Annotated in this window: 17 protein-coding genes and 1 pseudogene; 9 read left to right on the plus strand and 9 right to left on the minus strand. The window is 71.5% G+C overall.

Annotated elements, in window-relative coordinates; translation table 11 throughout:
• Positions 1–20: 20 nt before the first annotated feature.
• Complete coding sequence (locus tag Bra3105_RS18590; RefSeq protein ID WP_323188830.1) at positions 21–1211, plus strand: alpha/beta fold hydrolase; 1191 nt, start codon at positions 21–23, stop codon at positions 1209–1211.
• Here the strand turns inward: Bra3105_RS18590 and Bra3105_RS16465 are convergent.
• Positions 1208–1651, minus strand: coding sequence for a hypothetical protein (locus Bra3105_RS16465; RefSeq protein WP_228357753.1), 444 nt, complete (start codon positions 1649–1651; stop codon positions 1208–1210). The two genes, Bra3105_RS18590 and Bra3105_RS16465, sit on opposite strands and share 4 nt — an antisense overlap.
• A gap of 70 nt (positions 1652–1721) precedes the next feature.
• Complete coding sequence (locus Bra3105_RS16470; RefSeq protein ID WP_228357754.1) at positions 1722–1964, minus strand: PspC domain-containing protein; 243 nt, start codon at positions 1962–1964, stop codon at positions 1722–1724.
• A 153-nt stretch (positions 1965–2117) separates the two neighbouring features.
• Between Bra3105_RS16470 and Bra3105_RS16475 the strand changes: the two genes are divergently transcribed.
• Complete coding sequence (locus Bra3105_RS16475) at positions 2118–2762, plus strand: dihydrofolate reductase family protein (RefSeq protein WP_228357755.1); 645 nt, start codon at positions 2118–2120, stop codon at positions 2760–2762.
• Here the strand turns inward: Bra3105_RS16475 and Bra3105_RS16480 are convergent.
• Positions 2759–3514, minus strand: a complete 756-nt coding sequence (locus tag Bra3105_RS16480) for an SAM-dependent methyltransferase (protein ID WP_228357756.1) — start codon at positions 3512–3514, stop codon at positions 2759–2761. The two genes, Bra3105_RS16475 and Bra3105_RS16480, sit on opposite strands and share 4 nt — an antisense overlap.
• Between Bra3105_RS16480 and Bra3105_RS16485 the strand changes: the two genes are divergently transcribed.
• A complete protein-coding gene (locus Bra3105_RS16485; RefSeq protein WP_228357757.1) occupies positions 3488–4087 on the plus strand; it encodes a hypothetical protein in 600 nt (199 codons plus the stop codon). The two genes, Bra3105_RS16480 and Bra3105_RS16485, sit on opposite strands and share 27 nt — an antisense overlap.
• Before the next feature lie 73 nt (positions 4088–4160).
• Here Bra3105_RS16485 and arfB read toward each other — a convergent pair whose 3' ends face one another.
• Both arfB and Bra3105_RS16495 read right to left on the minus strand, forming a co-directional pair.
• Positions 4161–4601, minus strand: a complete 441-nt coding sequence (arfB, locus tag Bra3105_RS16490; RefSeq protein ID WP_228357758.1) for an alternative ribosome rescue aminoacyl-tRNA hydrolase ArfB — start codon at positions 4599–4601, stop codon at positions 4161–4163.
• The gene (locus tag Bra3105_RS16495; RefSeq protein ID WP_228357760.1) at positions 4594–5190 is read right to left on the minus strand and encodes a 1-acyl-sn-glycerol-3-phosphate acyltransferase; all 597 of its coding nucleotides are present in this window, start codon (positions 5188–5190) and stop codon (positions 4594–4596) included. The genes arfB and Bra3105_RS16495 overlap by 8 nt, the downstream gene beginning before the upstream one ends.
• A 103-nt stretch (positions 5191–5293) precedes the next feature.
• Here Bra3105_RS16495 and Bra3105_RS16500 point away from each other — a divergent pair, with 103 nt between their 5' ends.
• The 3 genes and pseudogenes from Bra3105_RS16500 (at position 5294) to Bra3105_RS16510 (ending at position 7849) form a co-directional block, all read left to right on the plus strand.
• Positions 5294–6094 carry a phosphatase PAP2 family protein gene (locus Bra3105_RS16500; protein ID WP_228357762.1) on the plus strand — a complete coding sequence of 267 codons (801 nt, stop codon included), beginning with the start codon at positions 5294–5296 and terminating at the stop codon, positions 6092–6094.
• Positions 6095–6224: 130 nt separating this feature from the next.
• On the plus strand, positions 6225–6857 hold the full coding sequence (locus Bra3105_RS16505) for a dihydrofolate reductase family protein (protein WP_228357763.1): 633 nt from the start codon (positions 6225–6227) through the stop codon (positions 6855–6857).
• Positions 6858–7063: 206 nt separating this feature from the next.
• Positions 7064–7849: pseudogene (locus Bra3105_RS16510) on the plus strand (DUF899 family protein).
• A gap of 13 nt (positions 7850–7862) precedes the next feature.
• Here Bra3105_RS16510 and Bra3105_RS16515 read toward each other — a convergent pair.
• Complete coding sequence (locus Bra3105_RS16515; RefSeq protein WP_228357765.1) at positions 7863–8183, minus strand: putative quinol monooxygenase; 321 nt, start codon at positions 8181–8183, stop codon at positions 7863–7865.
• Positions 8184–8369: 186 nt separating this feature from the next.
• Complete coding sequence (locus Bra3105_RS16520; protein ID WP_228357767.1) at positions 8370–9095, minus strand: hypothetical protein; 726 nt, start codon at positions 9093–9095, stop codon at positions 8370–8372.
• Between the two features lie 376 nt (positions 9096–9471).
• Here Bra3105_RS16520 and Bra3105_RS16525 point away from each other — a divergent pair, with 376 nt between their 5' ends.
• From Bra3105_RS16525 to Bra3105_RS16535, 3 genes are all read left to right on the plus strand, one after another.
• On the plus strand, positions 9472–10338 hold the full coding sequence (locus Bra3105_RS16525) for an IclR family transcriptional regulator (RefSeq protein WP_228357768.1): 867 nt from the start codon (positions 9472–9474) through the stop codon (positions 10336–10338).
• A gap of 169 nt (positions 10339–10507) precedes the next feature.
• Positions 10508–11095 carry a hypothetical protein gene (locus Bra3105_RS16530; protein ID WP_152351889.1) on the plus strand — a complete coding sequence of 196 codons (588 nt, stop codon included), beginning with the start codon at positions 10508–10510 and terminating at the stop codon, positions 11093–11095.
• The gene (locus tag Bra3105_RS16535; protein ID WP_228357769.1) at positions 11095–12660 is read left to right on the plus strand and encodes a GMC family oxidoreductase; all 1566 of its coding nucleotides are present in this window, start codon (positions 11095–11097) and stop codon (positions 12658–12660) included. The genes Bra3105_RS16530 and Bra3105_RS16535 overlap by 1 nt, the downstream gene beginning before the upstream one ends.
• A gap of 182 nt (positions 12661–12842) precedes the next feature.
• Here the strand turns inward: Bra3105_RS16535 and Bra3105_RS16540 are convergent, their stop codons facing one another.
• Together Bra3105_RS16540 and Bra3105_RS16545 are read right to left on the minus strand one after the other, a co-directional pair.
• Positions 12843–13472 (minus strand): stage II sporulation protein M, encoded by a 630-nt coding sequence (locus tag Bra3105_RS16540; protein WP_228357771.1) that lies wholly within the window; start codon positions 13470–13472, stop codon positions 12843–12845.
• A gap of 107 nt (positions 13473–13579) precedes the next feature.
• Positions 13580–14419 carry an SDR family oxidoreductase gene (locus tag Bra3105_RS16545; protein WP_228357773.1) on the minus strand — a complete coding sequence of 280 codons (840 nt, stop codon included), beginning with the start codon at positions 14417–14419 and terminating at the stop codon, positions 13580–13582.
• Positions 14420–14560 lie beyond the last annotated feature (141 nt).

Genomic DNA, 14560 nt, shown 5'->3' on the forward strand with positions numbered 1-14560 from the left:
CCGTTCGCTACTCTCGCACCGTGACTGTCCAGCCCCACCTCGTCCGACGCGGCTCCGGAACGCCTGTGCTGTTCGTCCACGGCAACGGCCTCGACCATCGGCTCCTGCTCGACCTCGACGATGTCTTCGCCGCCGACGGCGCCTGGGAGCGCTTCTATCCCGACCTCCCCGGATTCGGCGGCACCCCACCGCTCGAGGGCCGCGGAGGGCTGCCGGACCTCGCCGATCGGCTCGACGAGATCGTCGGCGAGCTGCTCGGCACGCGGCGGTTCGCCGTCGTCGCGAACTCCCTGGGCGGACTCCTCGCCCGCGACCTCGTCGCGCGCCGCAGCGGCCAGTGCCTCGGCATGGCGCTGCTCGCCCCCGTCGTCGATCCCGTGCGCGAGCACCGCACGCTGCCCGCGCGGACCCTGCTCGCGGAGGAGCCGGGACTGCTCGCCTCGCTTGATCCGGCCGATGCGGAGACCTACGCCGAGATGGCCGTGGTCCTCAGCAGGGAGAACTGGGAGCGCTTCCGCGAGACGGCGCTTCCCGGCATCCGCGGCGCCGACGTCGAGGCGATGCGCCGACTCGGGGACCTCTACGAGCTGGACTCCCTGCCCGACGCCGCGCTCGCGGCGGATCTTTCGATCCGCGACCTTCCGGTCCTCGTCGTCGCCGGCAAGCAGGACGACGTGGTCGGCCACGAGGACCAGGACGCGCTCGCGCGCCGCTTCCCCCGTGCGACTTTCGCCGCGCTCGACGGCGCGGGCCACAACGTCCATCTCGACCAGCCCGATGCGGTGCGCGCGCTCCTGCGCGCGTGGCTCACCGCGGTGCGGCGCGGGGCCGAGGAGCGCAGTGCAGCCGAGGAGCGCAGCGGCGCGGAGACGCTGAGCACGTCGGCTCCGGGCCGTGTCGAGCTGCACGGGACCCTCGTGTGCGCCGACGACCGGGAGGCGGATCTGGTCCGACGCCACCTCGCGCGGCACGTCGAGCTCACGCGTGCCGAGCCCGGCTGCCTCGCTTTCCATGTGGAACCGACGGAGGATCCGCTGGTCTGGACCGTCGCCGAGACCTTCGTCGACCGTGAGTCCTTCACCGCGCACCAGGCGCGGGTGGCGGCGAGCGCGTGGGGCCGGGCGACCGAGGGAATCCGACGCGACTACAGGGTGAGCGGGGCGAGCGAGGACCCGCCGCAGCCGCCCGCGGGCGGACCGACCTCTCCCTAGTCCCGAGGGTCCTGGTCCCGGGCATCGAGCATCCCCCGCAGCCATCCGACCCTCCGCACCTCGCCGCCGGCCGCCTCGATCCGCGCGCGCAGCTCGCGATCGTTGGTGACCGCGAGGACCGTGGAGCCGTCCGCGACCCGCCGCTCGACCTCGGCGACGATCTCGTCATCCCCGGATCCGGGCGCGCGCACCACGCGCACGGCGCCAATCTCGGGGATGTCCCGCGCCTTGCCCTCGACGACGAGCGCGACGAGAGGACGGATCGTCCCCGCCGGTTCGGCGGGGATCTCGAGCCCTTCGACGGGGATCTCGAGCCCTTCGAGGCGGTCGCGCAGGCGGACGGCGGCTCTGGCGCGATCGCGCCACCAGCCGTCGGGCACCGAGCCGACGACGTTCGCCCCGTCGACCACGAGCACGATCTCCTCCGCAGCGTCCGTCATCCCACCACCGTCGCACAGCAGGGACGGTCTGACCGCGTCACGCGCGCAGCAGACTGCTCCCGAGCTCGGATCACCCGCGCGTGAGCAGGCGCTCGAGCGGGATGGAGTCGTCCTGCCAGGGCAGCAGCAGCCAGGCGACGACGTACGCCGCGAAGCCGACGAACGGCAGCAGGAACGCGATGAGCAGCAGCAGGCGCACCAGCCACACGTTCAGACCGGTCCTCGCGGCGATGCCGCCCGCGATGCCTGCGAGCAGGCGGCGCGGACCGCGACGGAAGCCGAGGGAGCGCACGGTGTCGAAGAGGGGGCTCATGCCCCGAACGCTACGCACCGCGTCTCCGCGGGTCACGGGGGATAGCCCCCGCGCGTAGAATCCGCGCACCCTCGGCTGCACGCGCCGAGGGGCGATCGAAGACGATTCGCATCACGGGCGGCGCCGACGGCGCACCGTGGAGAGGCGCTCATCATGGGGACACTCACCTACACCGCCACGATGTCGCTCGACGGCTATGCGGCCGACGCCGACGGGGACTTCCAGTGGTCAGCGCCCGGCGACGATGTGTTCGCCGTCCACGTCGAGCGCCTGGCCGAGGTCAGCACCGAGGTCATGGGCCGGCGCACCTTCGAGCTCATGGAGTACTGGGAGGCGGATCCGGAGACCGGGCCCGAGGGCGAGGAGTGGGACGAGGCCGAGCGCGAGTTCGCCCGCCGCTGGCAGCGCATCGAGCGCATCGTCGCCTCCTCGACGCTCGACGAGAGCCGCGTCGATCCGGCGCGCGCCCGACTGATCCGGCACCTGGACCTCGCCGGTCTGCAGCGGATCGTCGACGAGGCTCCCGGGCAGGTCGAGATCTTCGGGCCGACGACGGCGGCCGACGCGATCCGCGCCGGAATGGTCACGGACTTCCACCTGTTCGTGGTCCCGATGATCGTGGGCGGGGGCCTGCGAGCTCTGCCCGACGGGGTACGTCTCGATCTCGAGCGCGTCCACGAGCGGGCGTTCGCCAGCGGTGCGGTGCACCTGCACTATCGCGCCCGCGGCGCAGGTGGGACCCACGGGATGGGCGCGCCGGGCGGGCAGGCGGTCGCGGAGCCGCAGGAGCGCGCCTAGAGACCCCGCCGGAGCACGAGGACGTTGTCGGTGACCTCGGCGGTGCTCGCGCCGTCGGGAGCGGTCGCGGTGCGACGTCGGGGCTCGACGACCAGGCGGTCCCAGTCCCCGGTGAGCGCGAAGGCCTCGAGCGTCTGCTCGGGCGAGGGGAACTCCATGTCCTGGTCCCAGGACCAGGGTGCGACCGAGGCGTGGTCGATGACGAGTAGCAGCCCGCCCGGGGCGACCTGTCGGGAGGCCCGGGCGATGATCGCGTCCCGGTCGATCTCCACCGGCGACTGGAAGTGGCAGGCGAAGACCAGATCGAAGGACCCTTCGGGGATGTCCCGGGCGAGATCCGCCTGAACGGCGCTCACGCGATCCGTCAGGCCCTCGGCGCGGGCGGTCTCCTCGATCCGTCGTGCCGCCGTGGTCGAGGCGTCGGCGGCGGTGACGGTCCATCCGCCTCGGGCGAGCCAGAGGGCGTCACCGCCCTGACCGGCCCCGAGCTCGAGCGCCGCGCCGGGCTGCCGCGCGAACTCGCCGATCAGGTCGACCAGCATGGGGCGGGGGGATGGAGCGTTCGTGGGAACACCGCGCTCGGCGTAGTGCGCCTCCCAGAATCGCTCGCTCTCGGTGGAGTGGTCCGCGTCCATGCGGACCTCATGGGCGAGCAGGGCGCGGCGGGCCAAAACGGCACCGCGGGCGGCCTTGCTGTGGGCACGGCGGTCCACCATCATCACGGGATGGGGAGCGACGACGCGAGCGGGCACGATGGCACGACGAGCACCTGGGAGGACTGGTCCGATCCGTCCCGCGAGAGCGGCCTGGCGGTGATGCTCCCGGGTGGCGGGTACACCTGCGAGATGCCGCTGCTGAGCTTCGCCGGACGCGTCGCCGCCCACCACGGGTGGCGCGTGCGCGCCGTCAGCTGGCATCCCACCGCCGAGTGGGGTGAAGAGCGCGTCGGAGATGAGCTCGAGGCGGCCATCGGTGGATTTCCGGGTCCTGTGCGCGTGATCGCGAAGTCCCTCGGGACCCACGCGGCGCCCTTCGCCGCCGAACGCGGGATCGACGCCGTCTGGCTCACCCCTCTCCTGCATCGACGCGAGGTCGTCGACGCCATGGCACGTCACCGGGGCAGGCAGCTGCTGATCGGCGGGACCTCCGACGAGGGCAGGTGGGATTCCTCGGTCGCCGCCTCGCTCGCGGCAGGCGACGGCGGCGCCGAGCTCCTCGAGATCGCCGGGGCGGACCATTCGCTGGGTGTCGAGGATCCGCTGCGGACGGCCGAGATCCATGTGGAGGTCGTCCGCGTGATCGATCGTTGGTTCTCCGGCGCCTGATCGACCACTGGGGCTTGGTCCGGCGCCCCTGCCGTCCCCGACGTTGACGCTCCGTCCGCGATGGCTGGAGGGATTACTCCCGATCCGGCCGGCGGCGCGTCGCCTTGGTCTGCGACCGCTGCCTCTTCGCCTCGAGCCGGCGACGCTGGGAGCCGCGGGTGCGGCGCGTCGGCCGACGGGGGACGGGAGGGGCGACGGCCTCGCGCAGCAGCTGGGAGAGGCGCTCCCGCGCGGCGACGCGGTTGCGCCGCTGCGCACGGTGCTCCGCGGCGACGACCGTGAGCACCGTGCCGGTGAGCCGGGGCGCGAGGTGCTCCAGTGCGCGCTCGCGCTGCGCCCCGTCGAGCGCGGAGGTCGTGGCGAGGTCGATGCTCAGCTGCACACGGGAGTCGGCGGTGTTCACGCCCTGCCCGCCCGGGCCGGAGGCATGGGAGAACAGCTCGACCAGATCGGAGGCGGGCACCACGAGCCCTCGCGGGGCGCCGGGCCCCGGCGGGACCCGCAGATCATCCACGGGGCGCGTCCCCGTCGAGTCCCTCGCTCTCCTCCGCGAGCCGCGGCTCGACGCGGCGCTCGGGCCGGACTCCCGACTTGTCGGCGTAGAACGTCCTGATCACGTCCATGTCCGCGGCGACATCGCCCGTGAGGTCGATCGTCGGCCCGAGTCCCGCCGTCATCGTCGTGCGATCCACGAAGCCGAGCGTGACCGGCATCCCGGTGCGCCGGGCGATCCGGTAGAAGCCCGACTTCCAGTGCGTGTTCCCTCCGCGGGTGCCGTCGGGCGTGATGACCAGGCCGAACACGGAGCCGCCGTGGACCCGCTCGACGACCTCGGCGACCACGCTCCGAGGGTCGGAGCGGTCCACGGGGATCCCGCCGAGCGCGCGCATGAGCGGTCCCCGCCAGGAGCGGAACAGCGTGTGCTTGCCCAGCCAGTGCACCTCGATGCCCAGGCGCCAGGCGATCGCGAGCATGAGCACGAAGTCCCAGTTGGAGGTGTGCGGGGCGCCGAGCAGCACCGTCGGTCGCGTCGGCGCCGGCCGGGCCACGAGGCGCCAGCGGCTGATCGCCCAGAAGGCGCGGGCGAGGAGTCGGCGGATCATGCGCTCACCGTAGAGGATCCGCATCCGCGTTCCTGTGCCTCCCACGACACCGAGGCGCCGGGGGAGTGCGCTCGGGTCGACGAGACCCCTACTCTGAGCGGCAATGGTCTCCGACGCACGCCCCACTCCCGAGGATCCTCTGGCATCACGCCTCGGGACGTCCGGGACGGCGCGCGCGACGACCCCCCGCACGGGTCGCGGGCTGCGGCTGTGGCGCCGCCTGACCTCGGTGCCCGTGCTCGCACTCGCCCTCCTCGCGACGACGATCGCCGCGGCCGGCCCGATCCAGGGGCTCGACGGCATGCTCGACCGTCACTGGCTCTACCACCTCGCGCCCCAGCTGCTGCCGTTCGTCCAGGGCGTGCTGGACCGGATCGCGGGGCAGGCCGTGTGCCTCCCCGTCCTCGCCGCGGTCGCGATCGTCCTCGCGGTGCGACGCCGCACCTGGCGACCGCTGCTGGTCGCCCTCGCGGCCGAGCTCGCCTTCCTCGTGGGCATCGGCGGCCTCAAGCTGCTCATCGCCCGCCCCTCGCCGACCCTCGACGACGCGGACCTGCTGGCCGGCGGCATCCAGGAGTTCGGCGAGAAGGGCATCAGCTTCCCCTCGGGGCACGCCTCCGAGGCCGTGCTCATCTACGGCGTCGTCGCGTACCTCATCGCCCGCTACGCGCACGTCGCGCCGCGCACGCTGCGCCTCGTGCGCATCGGCGTCGTCCTCCTCGTGCTGAACTCCGTGGTCACCTCGCTGCTGCTGGGCTGGCACTGGGCGAGCGACCTGCTGGGCGGCGTGCTCGCCGGGGCGCTGTGCCTGCGGCTCGTGATCCTCGGTGATCAGCGCTGGGGACGACGGGACGACGCCGGCGACGCCGACGCGCCGGATGCGCCGCAGGGCGCGCAGGAGTAGGTTCTCAGCACACGCGCGCCCCACGCCGGCGGTCTGAAGTCGGTGGCCTGACACCGGCTGCCTCACGCCGGCTGCCTGACGCCGACAGCCCCACGTCGACACCCTCGCGCGCCGAATCGAGGAGGCCGCGATGAACGGTCCCGACACGCAGCCCACCCGCACCGAGCAGTCCCTCACCGTGGACCTGATCCTCTCCCTCGACGGCTGCGCCGCGGGGAAGGGCTGGCCCGGATGGTGGGGCCTCGAGAGCCCCGAGTACCTCGACTGGCTCGCCCAGCAGCCCGACTCCCTCACCCTCATGGGCGCGAACACGTACCGGGTGATGGAGGAGATGTCCGAGCAGGCCCAGCAGATCGACGTCTCCGAGGACGAGAAGGCGAGCTTCGCCCAGCTCGCCGACGCCGACCAGATCGTCTTCTCCGCGACCCTCAGCGCGCCCCTCGCCTGGCCTGGCACGCGACTGATCAGCACCGACGCCGTCGAAGCGGTGCGGGACCTCAAGCGCACGTCCGCCAAGCCCCTGGTCACCATGGGCAGCATCGACCTGGGCTGCTCCCTGCTGCGCGCCGGAGTCGTGGACCGCTTCCGGGTGGTCCTGTTCCCGGTCATCACCGGACGCACGGGGCTCGAGCGGATCTGGGAGCGGTACCAGGACGTGGCGCTCAACCTCGTCGAGGCGCGCACCTTCGAGGGCGGTCTGCAGCTCCTCGAATACGTGCCCACGCCGCTGGACGCGCCGCCCGGCACCGCCTGGGAGCGCTGAGCCGGTCTCTGTCCCCGGGCCGCGCGGATCATCACCGTCGGCCGCGCCACGATGACCGCCGCAGGATCGGACATTCCCCCGCGCGGGCGTCGGCGTAGCGTCTGGCGCATATCCGGCCCCGCGACGAGGGGCCGGAGACCTCGCGGGCTGTCGGCGACCGGCACACGGCGCCCCGGTCCGCGAGGTCCTGCGAAGGAGGCTCGAGGATGAGCAGCACAGCGGAGAGCAGCAGCACGGCGACGGGGCGCGCACTGCCGCCTGTCGTCGACATGGACACCTGGCAGGCCCGGCGCGACGAGCTGCTGGTGCGGGAGAAGGCGCACACCCACGAGGGCGACGCGATCGCCGCGGCGCGTCGGCGCCTGCCGATGGTCGAGGTCGACGGGACCACGCCGGTGGTCGGGGCCGACGGTCCGGTGCCCTTCCTCGACCTCTTCGAGGGCCGCGACCGGCTCGTCGTGTACCAGCACATGTGGCACGACGGCGCCCCGCACCAGGGGCAGTGCGAGGGCTGCACGGTCTCCGCCTGGCACTTGCAGGACGCGACCTACCTGCACCAGAACGGCGTCTCGCTAGCGATCCTCACCGTGGGCGCATAGGACGAGGTCGCCCCGTTCACCGAGTTCATGGGCTACGACACCGTGCCCTGGTACTCGGTGCGCGAGGCGCCCGCGCCGATCGGCGGCGACATGGGGTACGTCGCGAGCTTCGTGCGCGAGGGCGACCGCGTGTTCCTCACCTATCGGACGACGGGCCGCGGCGTCGAACGGGCGAACCCCACCATGGGGCTGCTGGACATGACGGTCTGGGGACGGCGCGAGGACTGGGAGGACAGCCCCGAGGGCTGGCCCGGGCAGAACCCCGCGTGCTGGAGCTGGCGCAGCGACGAGAACGGCACCCCCACCTGGGGAGAGGACAGCCGTCCCACGCCGCAGTGGACCCGCCCCGGCGCCGGGCCGGTCACGACCCTCGGGCGCCGCGGCGGGCACTGAGCACAGGGCTCGATCAGTCGACCTGCAGCTCGCCCATCGGGCCCCAGTCCTCCACGTCGACCTGCTGGGAGACGATCTGCGGGGTCGCGCTGAGGTACTGCGGGAAATCGCCCTGCATCTTCTTGAAGTGCGGGGAGGTCACGTGCGGTCCCGCGCCCTCATCGGTGAAGGCCTCGATGAGCACGTAGGTGTTCGGATCCTTCACGCTGCGGGACCACTCGAACCACTTGTTGCCCTCTTCGGCGAGAGTGGCCTCGGTGAACTCGCTCGCGATCTCGGGCCACTGATCGGCGAACTCGGGCTTCACCGGGAACTTGACGTTGATGAGGATCATGACGGTCCTTCCGCTCGATCGGGTGCGGGCCGGGGACGGTCCGCTCGCGTCCCAGCATGATGCCCGATCGGCCGACGGGGAACCGCGCTTCTTGCAGGGCGAGAAGCGCGGTTCCGCGTCGGGAGGCTGAGGGCGGGGCCCTGCCGAGCAGCGGTCTGCTCCGACGGGTCCGACGCCGCCGACCGCTCAGCGCTTGACGGTGCCTGAGGTCGCCCCGGTGCGGGTGGCCGTTTTGGGGTAGGTGAAGCGGTACTGCTTCTTGGCGCTCGAGGTGACCTTCACGGTCGCCTTCCCCTTCGAGAGCTTGACCCTCTTCACCGTCTTCCAGGTCTTACCGGACTTCACCTGCAGCTTCGCGCTCGCGGGGTTGTAGGCGCGGTACTCGTCCCAGTCGAGGTTGAGGCTCGTGGCCTTGGCCGAGAGGGTCACGGTGCGGCCCTTGCGGCTGGAGCTGAGCGAGGCCTTCGACTTCGCCCGCACGTAGAAGGACTTCTTGGTGTGGTCGGTGTAGTACCTGTAGTCGGTGTACGTGCCCCACGTGTCGCGCTTGGTGTATCCCGCGTCGACGTCGGCCGGGCCCACCGTGTACTTGCCCAGGCCATCGAGCCACGGGCAGATCTGCGGACGACTGAGGGTCTTGCCGTTGGAGGACGACGCCCAACTGACGAGGTCGCGCCCGCGCGTGATGTCGACGTCGATCCGGGACTCCTTGTAGTCCTTCTGCTTCTTGGTGGTCATCGTGACGGTCACCTTGCGGCAGTAGCTCGACATGATCACCTGGTCGGAGACCTTGTAGCTGGTGATGTCGATCGGGTGCGTGCTCGCGCTCGCCGCGGGGGCGAGGGCGACGGACGCGAGAAGTGCGATCAGGACGGCGACCACCGGCGCCATCAGTCGCTGGATTCTGGACACAGGACCTCCAAGGGAAAAGGGCAGCAGGATAAGGGGGGTGATGCAGGTGGGGCAGGAAAAACTGCGAAGGAGGATGTCGTGCGGCGCCCGCCAGCGGACGCGGCATCCAGGGCTCCCTCCGACCCTCGATGGCAGGAAGATAACCCGAGACGGCGACATTCGAGAAGAGTCCGACCGATGTGACGTGACGCGACCCGTCGTGACCGCACGGGTCGCCCGTCGTGAGCATCGTGGATCCGGCGCGTTCACGCTCTCCCGGCCCCTGCGGGGCGAGCTCCGGCGAGCGCTCAGGACGCAGCTCCCGGGAGGCACCGCCCGCGGGTGCGGTCGACGCTCCCGGTATGACAGTGGCGAGCGGACCTGAGAGGATGGGCTCGTGACGACGGTGTTCAACCAGAAGCGGGGCGATGAAGCCCCGGAAGGTCGGAGCGAAGCTCCGGACCGACTGGGCGAGGACGCCTCGCTGGACCCCCACGAGGACGCTCCCGCAGGTCAGATCCCCCGCGCGTTCGCCGTGCTCGAGGCCGTGGCGGCCGGCGGCAGCAGCACGGCACGCGCGATCGCGGATGCCACGGGCATCCCCCTGCCCACCGTGTACCGCCTCGCCCAGGAGCTCATCCGCGCCGGCTACCTGGTGCACCTGAAGGACGAGAAGCGCTTCGCGCTCGGGTACCAGCTGCACCGCCTCGCCGTCGGCCTCCACGAGGACCTCGGGATCCCGCGCGCCGTGCGCAACGAGGTGTGCGCGATGCACCGCGACCTCGGCATGGCCTCCTACCTCGCGATCCACCGCGGCACAGACTTCGTGGTGGTGTTCGTGGCCGATTCCCCGCAGGCCCCGCGCCTGAGCCCCATGGGCTTCGGATTCCACGAGAGCCCCCACGCGACGGCCTTCGGCAAGGTGGGGCTCGCGGCCCTCAGCATCGAGGAGCGCGACGACTACCTCGCCGGCCGCACCCTCCTCGCGCACACCGATCGCACCCTCACCGATCCCGTGGTCCTGCGCCGACAGCTCGACGAGATCTCCGAACGCGGCGTGGCCTGGGAGCACCAGGAGTTCCAGAGCGGCACCGATTGCCTGGCCGCGTCCTTCAAGGCCGACGACGGCATGCTCATCGGCACCGTCGCCGTCTCCGCGCCGGTCCGCGCCTACGAGGGCCGCACGCGCCACATCGAGGACCGCGTGCGCGCCTGCGCCTCGCGTGCGGGCCGCGCCTACCGCCTGGGCGGTCACCAGGGCTGAGGGCGGGTCCCCGCCGTCCGCACTCGAGGATCTGGGCCCGACGCACTCGCCCGTCGGCCACCGTTCTCGCCCGACGAGAACGCCCGTGGCCCGGGGTCATGCCGTCTTCCTAGTGTGTGTCTCGGATCACCGACGATCACCGGCGACGACGCCGGAGGAAGGACACGTCATGAGCACATCGGACTGCGGCGAAGCGGTCAACGACGTCGAGGGGACCGCGGAGGCCCATCGCACGCTCGTGGCCCTCATCAAGGCCGCCTTCCCCCACCAGAAGACGGTGCCCGACTCGGCGTACGAACGGGTCGCCGACACGGTCCTCTCCCAGGCCGAGGAGAGCGCGTGGCTGCGAGCGAAGGTCGCCCAGGGCCTGGACTCCCTGCAGGGCCTCGCCGACGGGCGCTTCCACGAGCTGCCCCAGGAGCAGGCATACCTGATCCTGCTGCGCATCCAGCACACGACGTTCTTCGGCTTCATCCGCCAGACGGTCGTCGTGAACCTCTACGAGGACGAGGAGCTCTGGGAGGCCGTCGGCTACGAGGGGCCCTCGTTCGAGAAGGGCGGGTACATCGACCGCGGCTTCGACGATCTCGACTGGCTGCCCGACCCGCGCATCGAGGAGTACGACGGCGAGCCCCTGCAGGAGGTCGTCTCCGACCTGCCGACGGCGGCGTCCACCCGCAGCACGCGCGGTGCGGCCGTCCCCGCAGGACAGAGCAAGGCGCGCTCGACGCGCGTGGGATCCGGGAGGAAGAACTGATGACCAGCATCGACCACGACGCGAAGCCCGTCGTCATCGTCGGCTCCGGCGCCGGCGGCGGCACCCTCGCCTACGAGCTCACCAAGCAGGGCATCGAGTGCGTGCTCCTGGAGGCCGGCCCCTACCTGCGCAACGAGGACTACATGAACCTCGAGTGGGAGGCCTTCAACCAGATGGCCTGGACCGACACCCGGACCACCTCGGGCTCCTGGCGGGTGGCGACGGACTTCCCGAACCTCCCCGCCTGGATCGTCAAGGCCGTCGGCGGCACCACCACCCACTGGTCGGGCGCGACCCCTCGCTTCAAGGCGCACGAGTTCTCACCCCGCAGCACCTACGGCCGCATCGATGGCGCGAACCTGCTGGACTGGCCGATCACCCTCGAGGAGCTCGAGCCGTACTACACACGGGCCGAGGACGCGATCGGCTCCACCCACCGCGGCGGACGCAAGGCCCTGCCCGCGAACAACAACTACAAAGTGCTCGCGGCCGGAGCCGAGAAGCTCGGCATGAGGCACTACGCGACCGGCCCCTACGGCACCAACGCCGAGCCCTACGACGGCCGTCCCGCCTCCATCCAGGACGGCTTCAACTTCCAGGGCGACAAGAACCGCTCGAAGTGGTCGACGATGGTGCGGGAGATCCCACGGGCCCTGGAGACCGGGAAGCTCGACCTGCGGCCCGACTCGCACGTCGCGCAGATCCTCCACGACCGCAGCGGACGCGTGGACGCGGTGCTCTACCTCGACTCCGAGGGCAAGCTGCATCGCCAGTGCGCCTCCGTGGTGTGCGTGGCGGGCAATTCGATCGAGACCCCGCGCCTGCTGCACATGAGCTCGTCCTCGATGTTCCCCGACGGGCTCGCGAACTCCTCCGGGCAGGTGGGGCGCAACTACATGCGCCACCTCACCGGCAGCGTGTACGCGCAGTTCGACAAGCCCGTGCACATGTACCGCGGGGAGACCATGGCCGGGCTCATCGCCGACCAGTCGGTGCACAACCCGGCCCGCGGCTTCGCGGGCGGCTACTACATCGAGACCATCTCCCTGGGGCCCGCCTTCATGGCGAGCTTCGTGGAGCCGGGGGCCTGGGGCCCGGAGTTCACCTCTCTGCTGGACGGGTACGAGAACACGGCCGGCTGCTGGATCGTGGGGGAGGACATGCCCCAGGAGTCCAACGCGATCACGCTGAACTCGACGGTCACCGATCAGCACGGCCTGCCGGTCGCGGACGTCCACTACGACGACCACGCCAACGACCTGGCCATGCGCGAGCACGCGTACTCCACGTCGCAGAAGCTCTACGACGCGGTGGGCGCGGTCTCCAGCCACCGCACCCCGCCCTATCCCTCGACGCACAACCTGGGCACCTGCCGCATGAGCGAGCGCCCCGAGGACGGCGTCGTGGACGAGTGGGGCAGGGCGCACGACGTGCCGAACCTGTTCATCTCCGACGGCTCGCAGTTCACGAGCGGCGCGGCGGCGAACCCGACGCTCACGATCGTCGCGCTCGCGATCCGACAGGCCGAGTACCTCGCCGACGCCCTGAAGAAGGGCGAGGTCTGAGGGTGAGGCCGCGTGGCCACCTGGCCGCGTGGGCACGTGGCCACCGGGCCGCGTGGCCGACGAGAACGGTCGACGTGAGCCTCTGACCAGAGCGAGCGACGGGCCCGCGCCCCGGGAGGAATCCCGGGGCGCGGGCCCGTCGCTCGCTCTCCGTTCCCCGTGGCCGCTCGTCCGCGCCGAGGTCACCGGCCCAGCATCAGCGGGACCAGGTAGGCGAGCGAGAACGCCTCGTAGAGGGCGCCGATCACGAGCAGGACGAGCGCCGGGAGCAGGAGCATGCCGAGGGTGCGCAGCCCGCGCAGGTAGCCGTCGCGCCGGCGCTCGGCCCCGACGCTCGCGGGGCGCAGCCATGCCCTGCCCAGCACGAAGGCGCCCAGCATGACCAGCACGTAGGCCTGCACCTCGAGGAGCAGTGTCAGCGAGTGCGGTACGAGAGTCGTGCGCACGGTGGGGTCGACAGGAGCGAGGGAGGTGCCGATGGTCAGCGCGCGCACGGCGAAGATCGCGATGCCCGCGAAGGGCACGATGAGGGAGGGCACGGAGATCGAGGCGACGACCACCGTCCCCACGTTGATCGCGAAGATGACCAGGGCGAACAGCAGGGGAGTGGCCATCAGCGAGCTCGCGAGGGCCGTCGATCCGTTGGAGTCCATGTCGGCCAGGCTCGCGGCGTTCAGCCCGGGGAAGAGCGCGCCGGCCGCCATGCCGGCGAGCACGAGGCCGTAGGCCAGGAGATTCAGCAGCAGGTAGGCGCGCCGGTTCTCGCGGATGATGCCGAGGACGGGTACGAGGGGGCTGTGCAGGGACCGCATGGTGCTTCCTCCTGGGGTGAGGGGGCCGGCTTCCGGCTCGGTCCCCTCACCCCAGACCGTGTGGTCACCACATGGTCAAGGGGGTGCGCCCCAGACGTCGGACGTGCTCAGCTGAACTGGATGCCGCCGTCGACCAGGATCGTCTGACCGGTGACGTAGTCCGAGTCCTCGCCGGAGAGGTAGGAGACCAGGCGCGCGATGTCGTCGGGCTCCGAGACGCGACCCAGATGGATGGTCTTCGCGTTCTCCGCGAGCGCCTCGCCGCGCTGCTGTCCGTTCTTCGCCGCGAGCTTCTCGTCGATGAGGTCCCACATGGCGGTGCCCACGATGCCGGGGCCGTAGGCGTTCACGGTGATGCCGTGCTCGGCCCACTCCATGGCCGCCGCCTGGGTGAGGCCGCGCACGGCCCACTTGGTGAGCGAGTAGGGGCCGAGGAACGCGAACGGGCGGAAGGCCACGATCGAGGCGGCGCCGATGATCTTGCCGCCGTGGCCCTGGGCGACCATCTGCTTCGCGGCCTGGCGGTAGGAGTTGAAGACGCCCGTGATGTTCACGTCGAGGATCTTCTGGAAGTCCGCGGCATCGTAGTCCAGGAGCTCCTTGACCTGCGCGATGCCGGCGTTGGCGACGAACACGTCGAGGTGTCCGCCGGCGGAGACCGCGGTCTGCACGAGCGCGGCCACCGAGTCCTCGTCGGAGACGTCCACGGTGGCGCCGGTCGCGGTGCCGCCGGCCTCGGTGATCGCGGCGACGGTCGCGTCGATGCCCTCCTGCATGCTCGGCAGGTCGGCGACGACGACGTGCAGGCCGTCGCGCCCGAGGCGCTTCGCGATGCCCTCGCCGATGCCGCGGGCCGAGCCGGTCACGACGGCCACCTTCTGCCCGTCCGGGGCCTTCGCACGGGCCTTCTCCACGGTCGAGAGTTCCTGGGATCCGGTGCTGCTCATGGCGTCTCCTCATCGAGTCGTTCTGGGGGTCGGAGTCCGGGAGTCGGGTGCGGCGCGATCGGCCGGTCGACGGGGGCTCCTCGTGGCCTGCGACTCAGGTCACGCTCACAGCACACCAAGCGCGCGGACCGACCGGCAACG

Origin of the sequence: Brachybacterium halotolerans subsp. kimchii (assembly GCF_020792675.1) — a bacterium.
Lineage (GTDB): Bacteria > Actinomycetota > Actinomycetes > Actinomycetales > Dermabacteraceae > Brachybacterium > Brachybacterium halotolerans.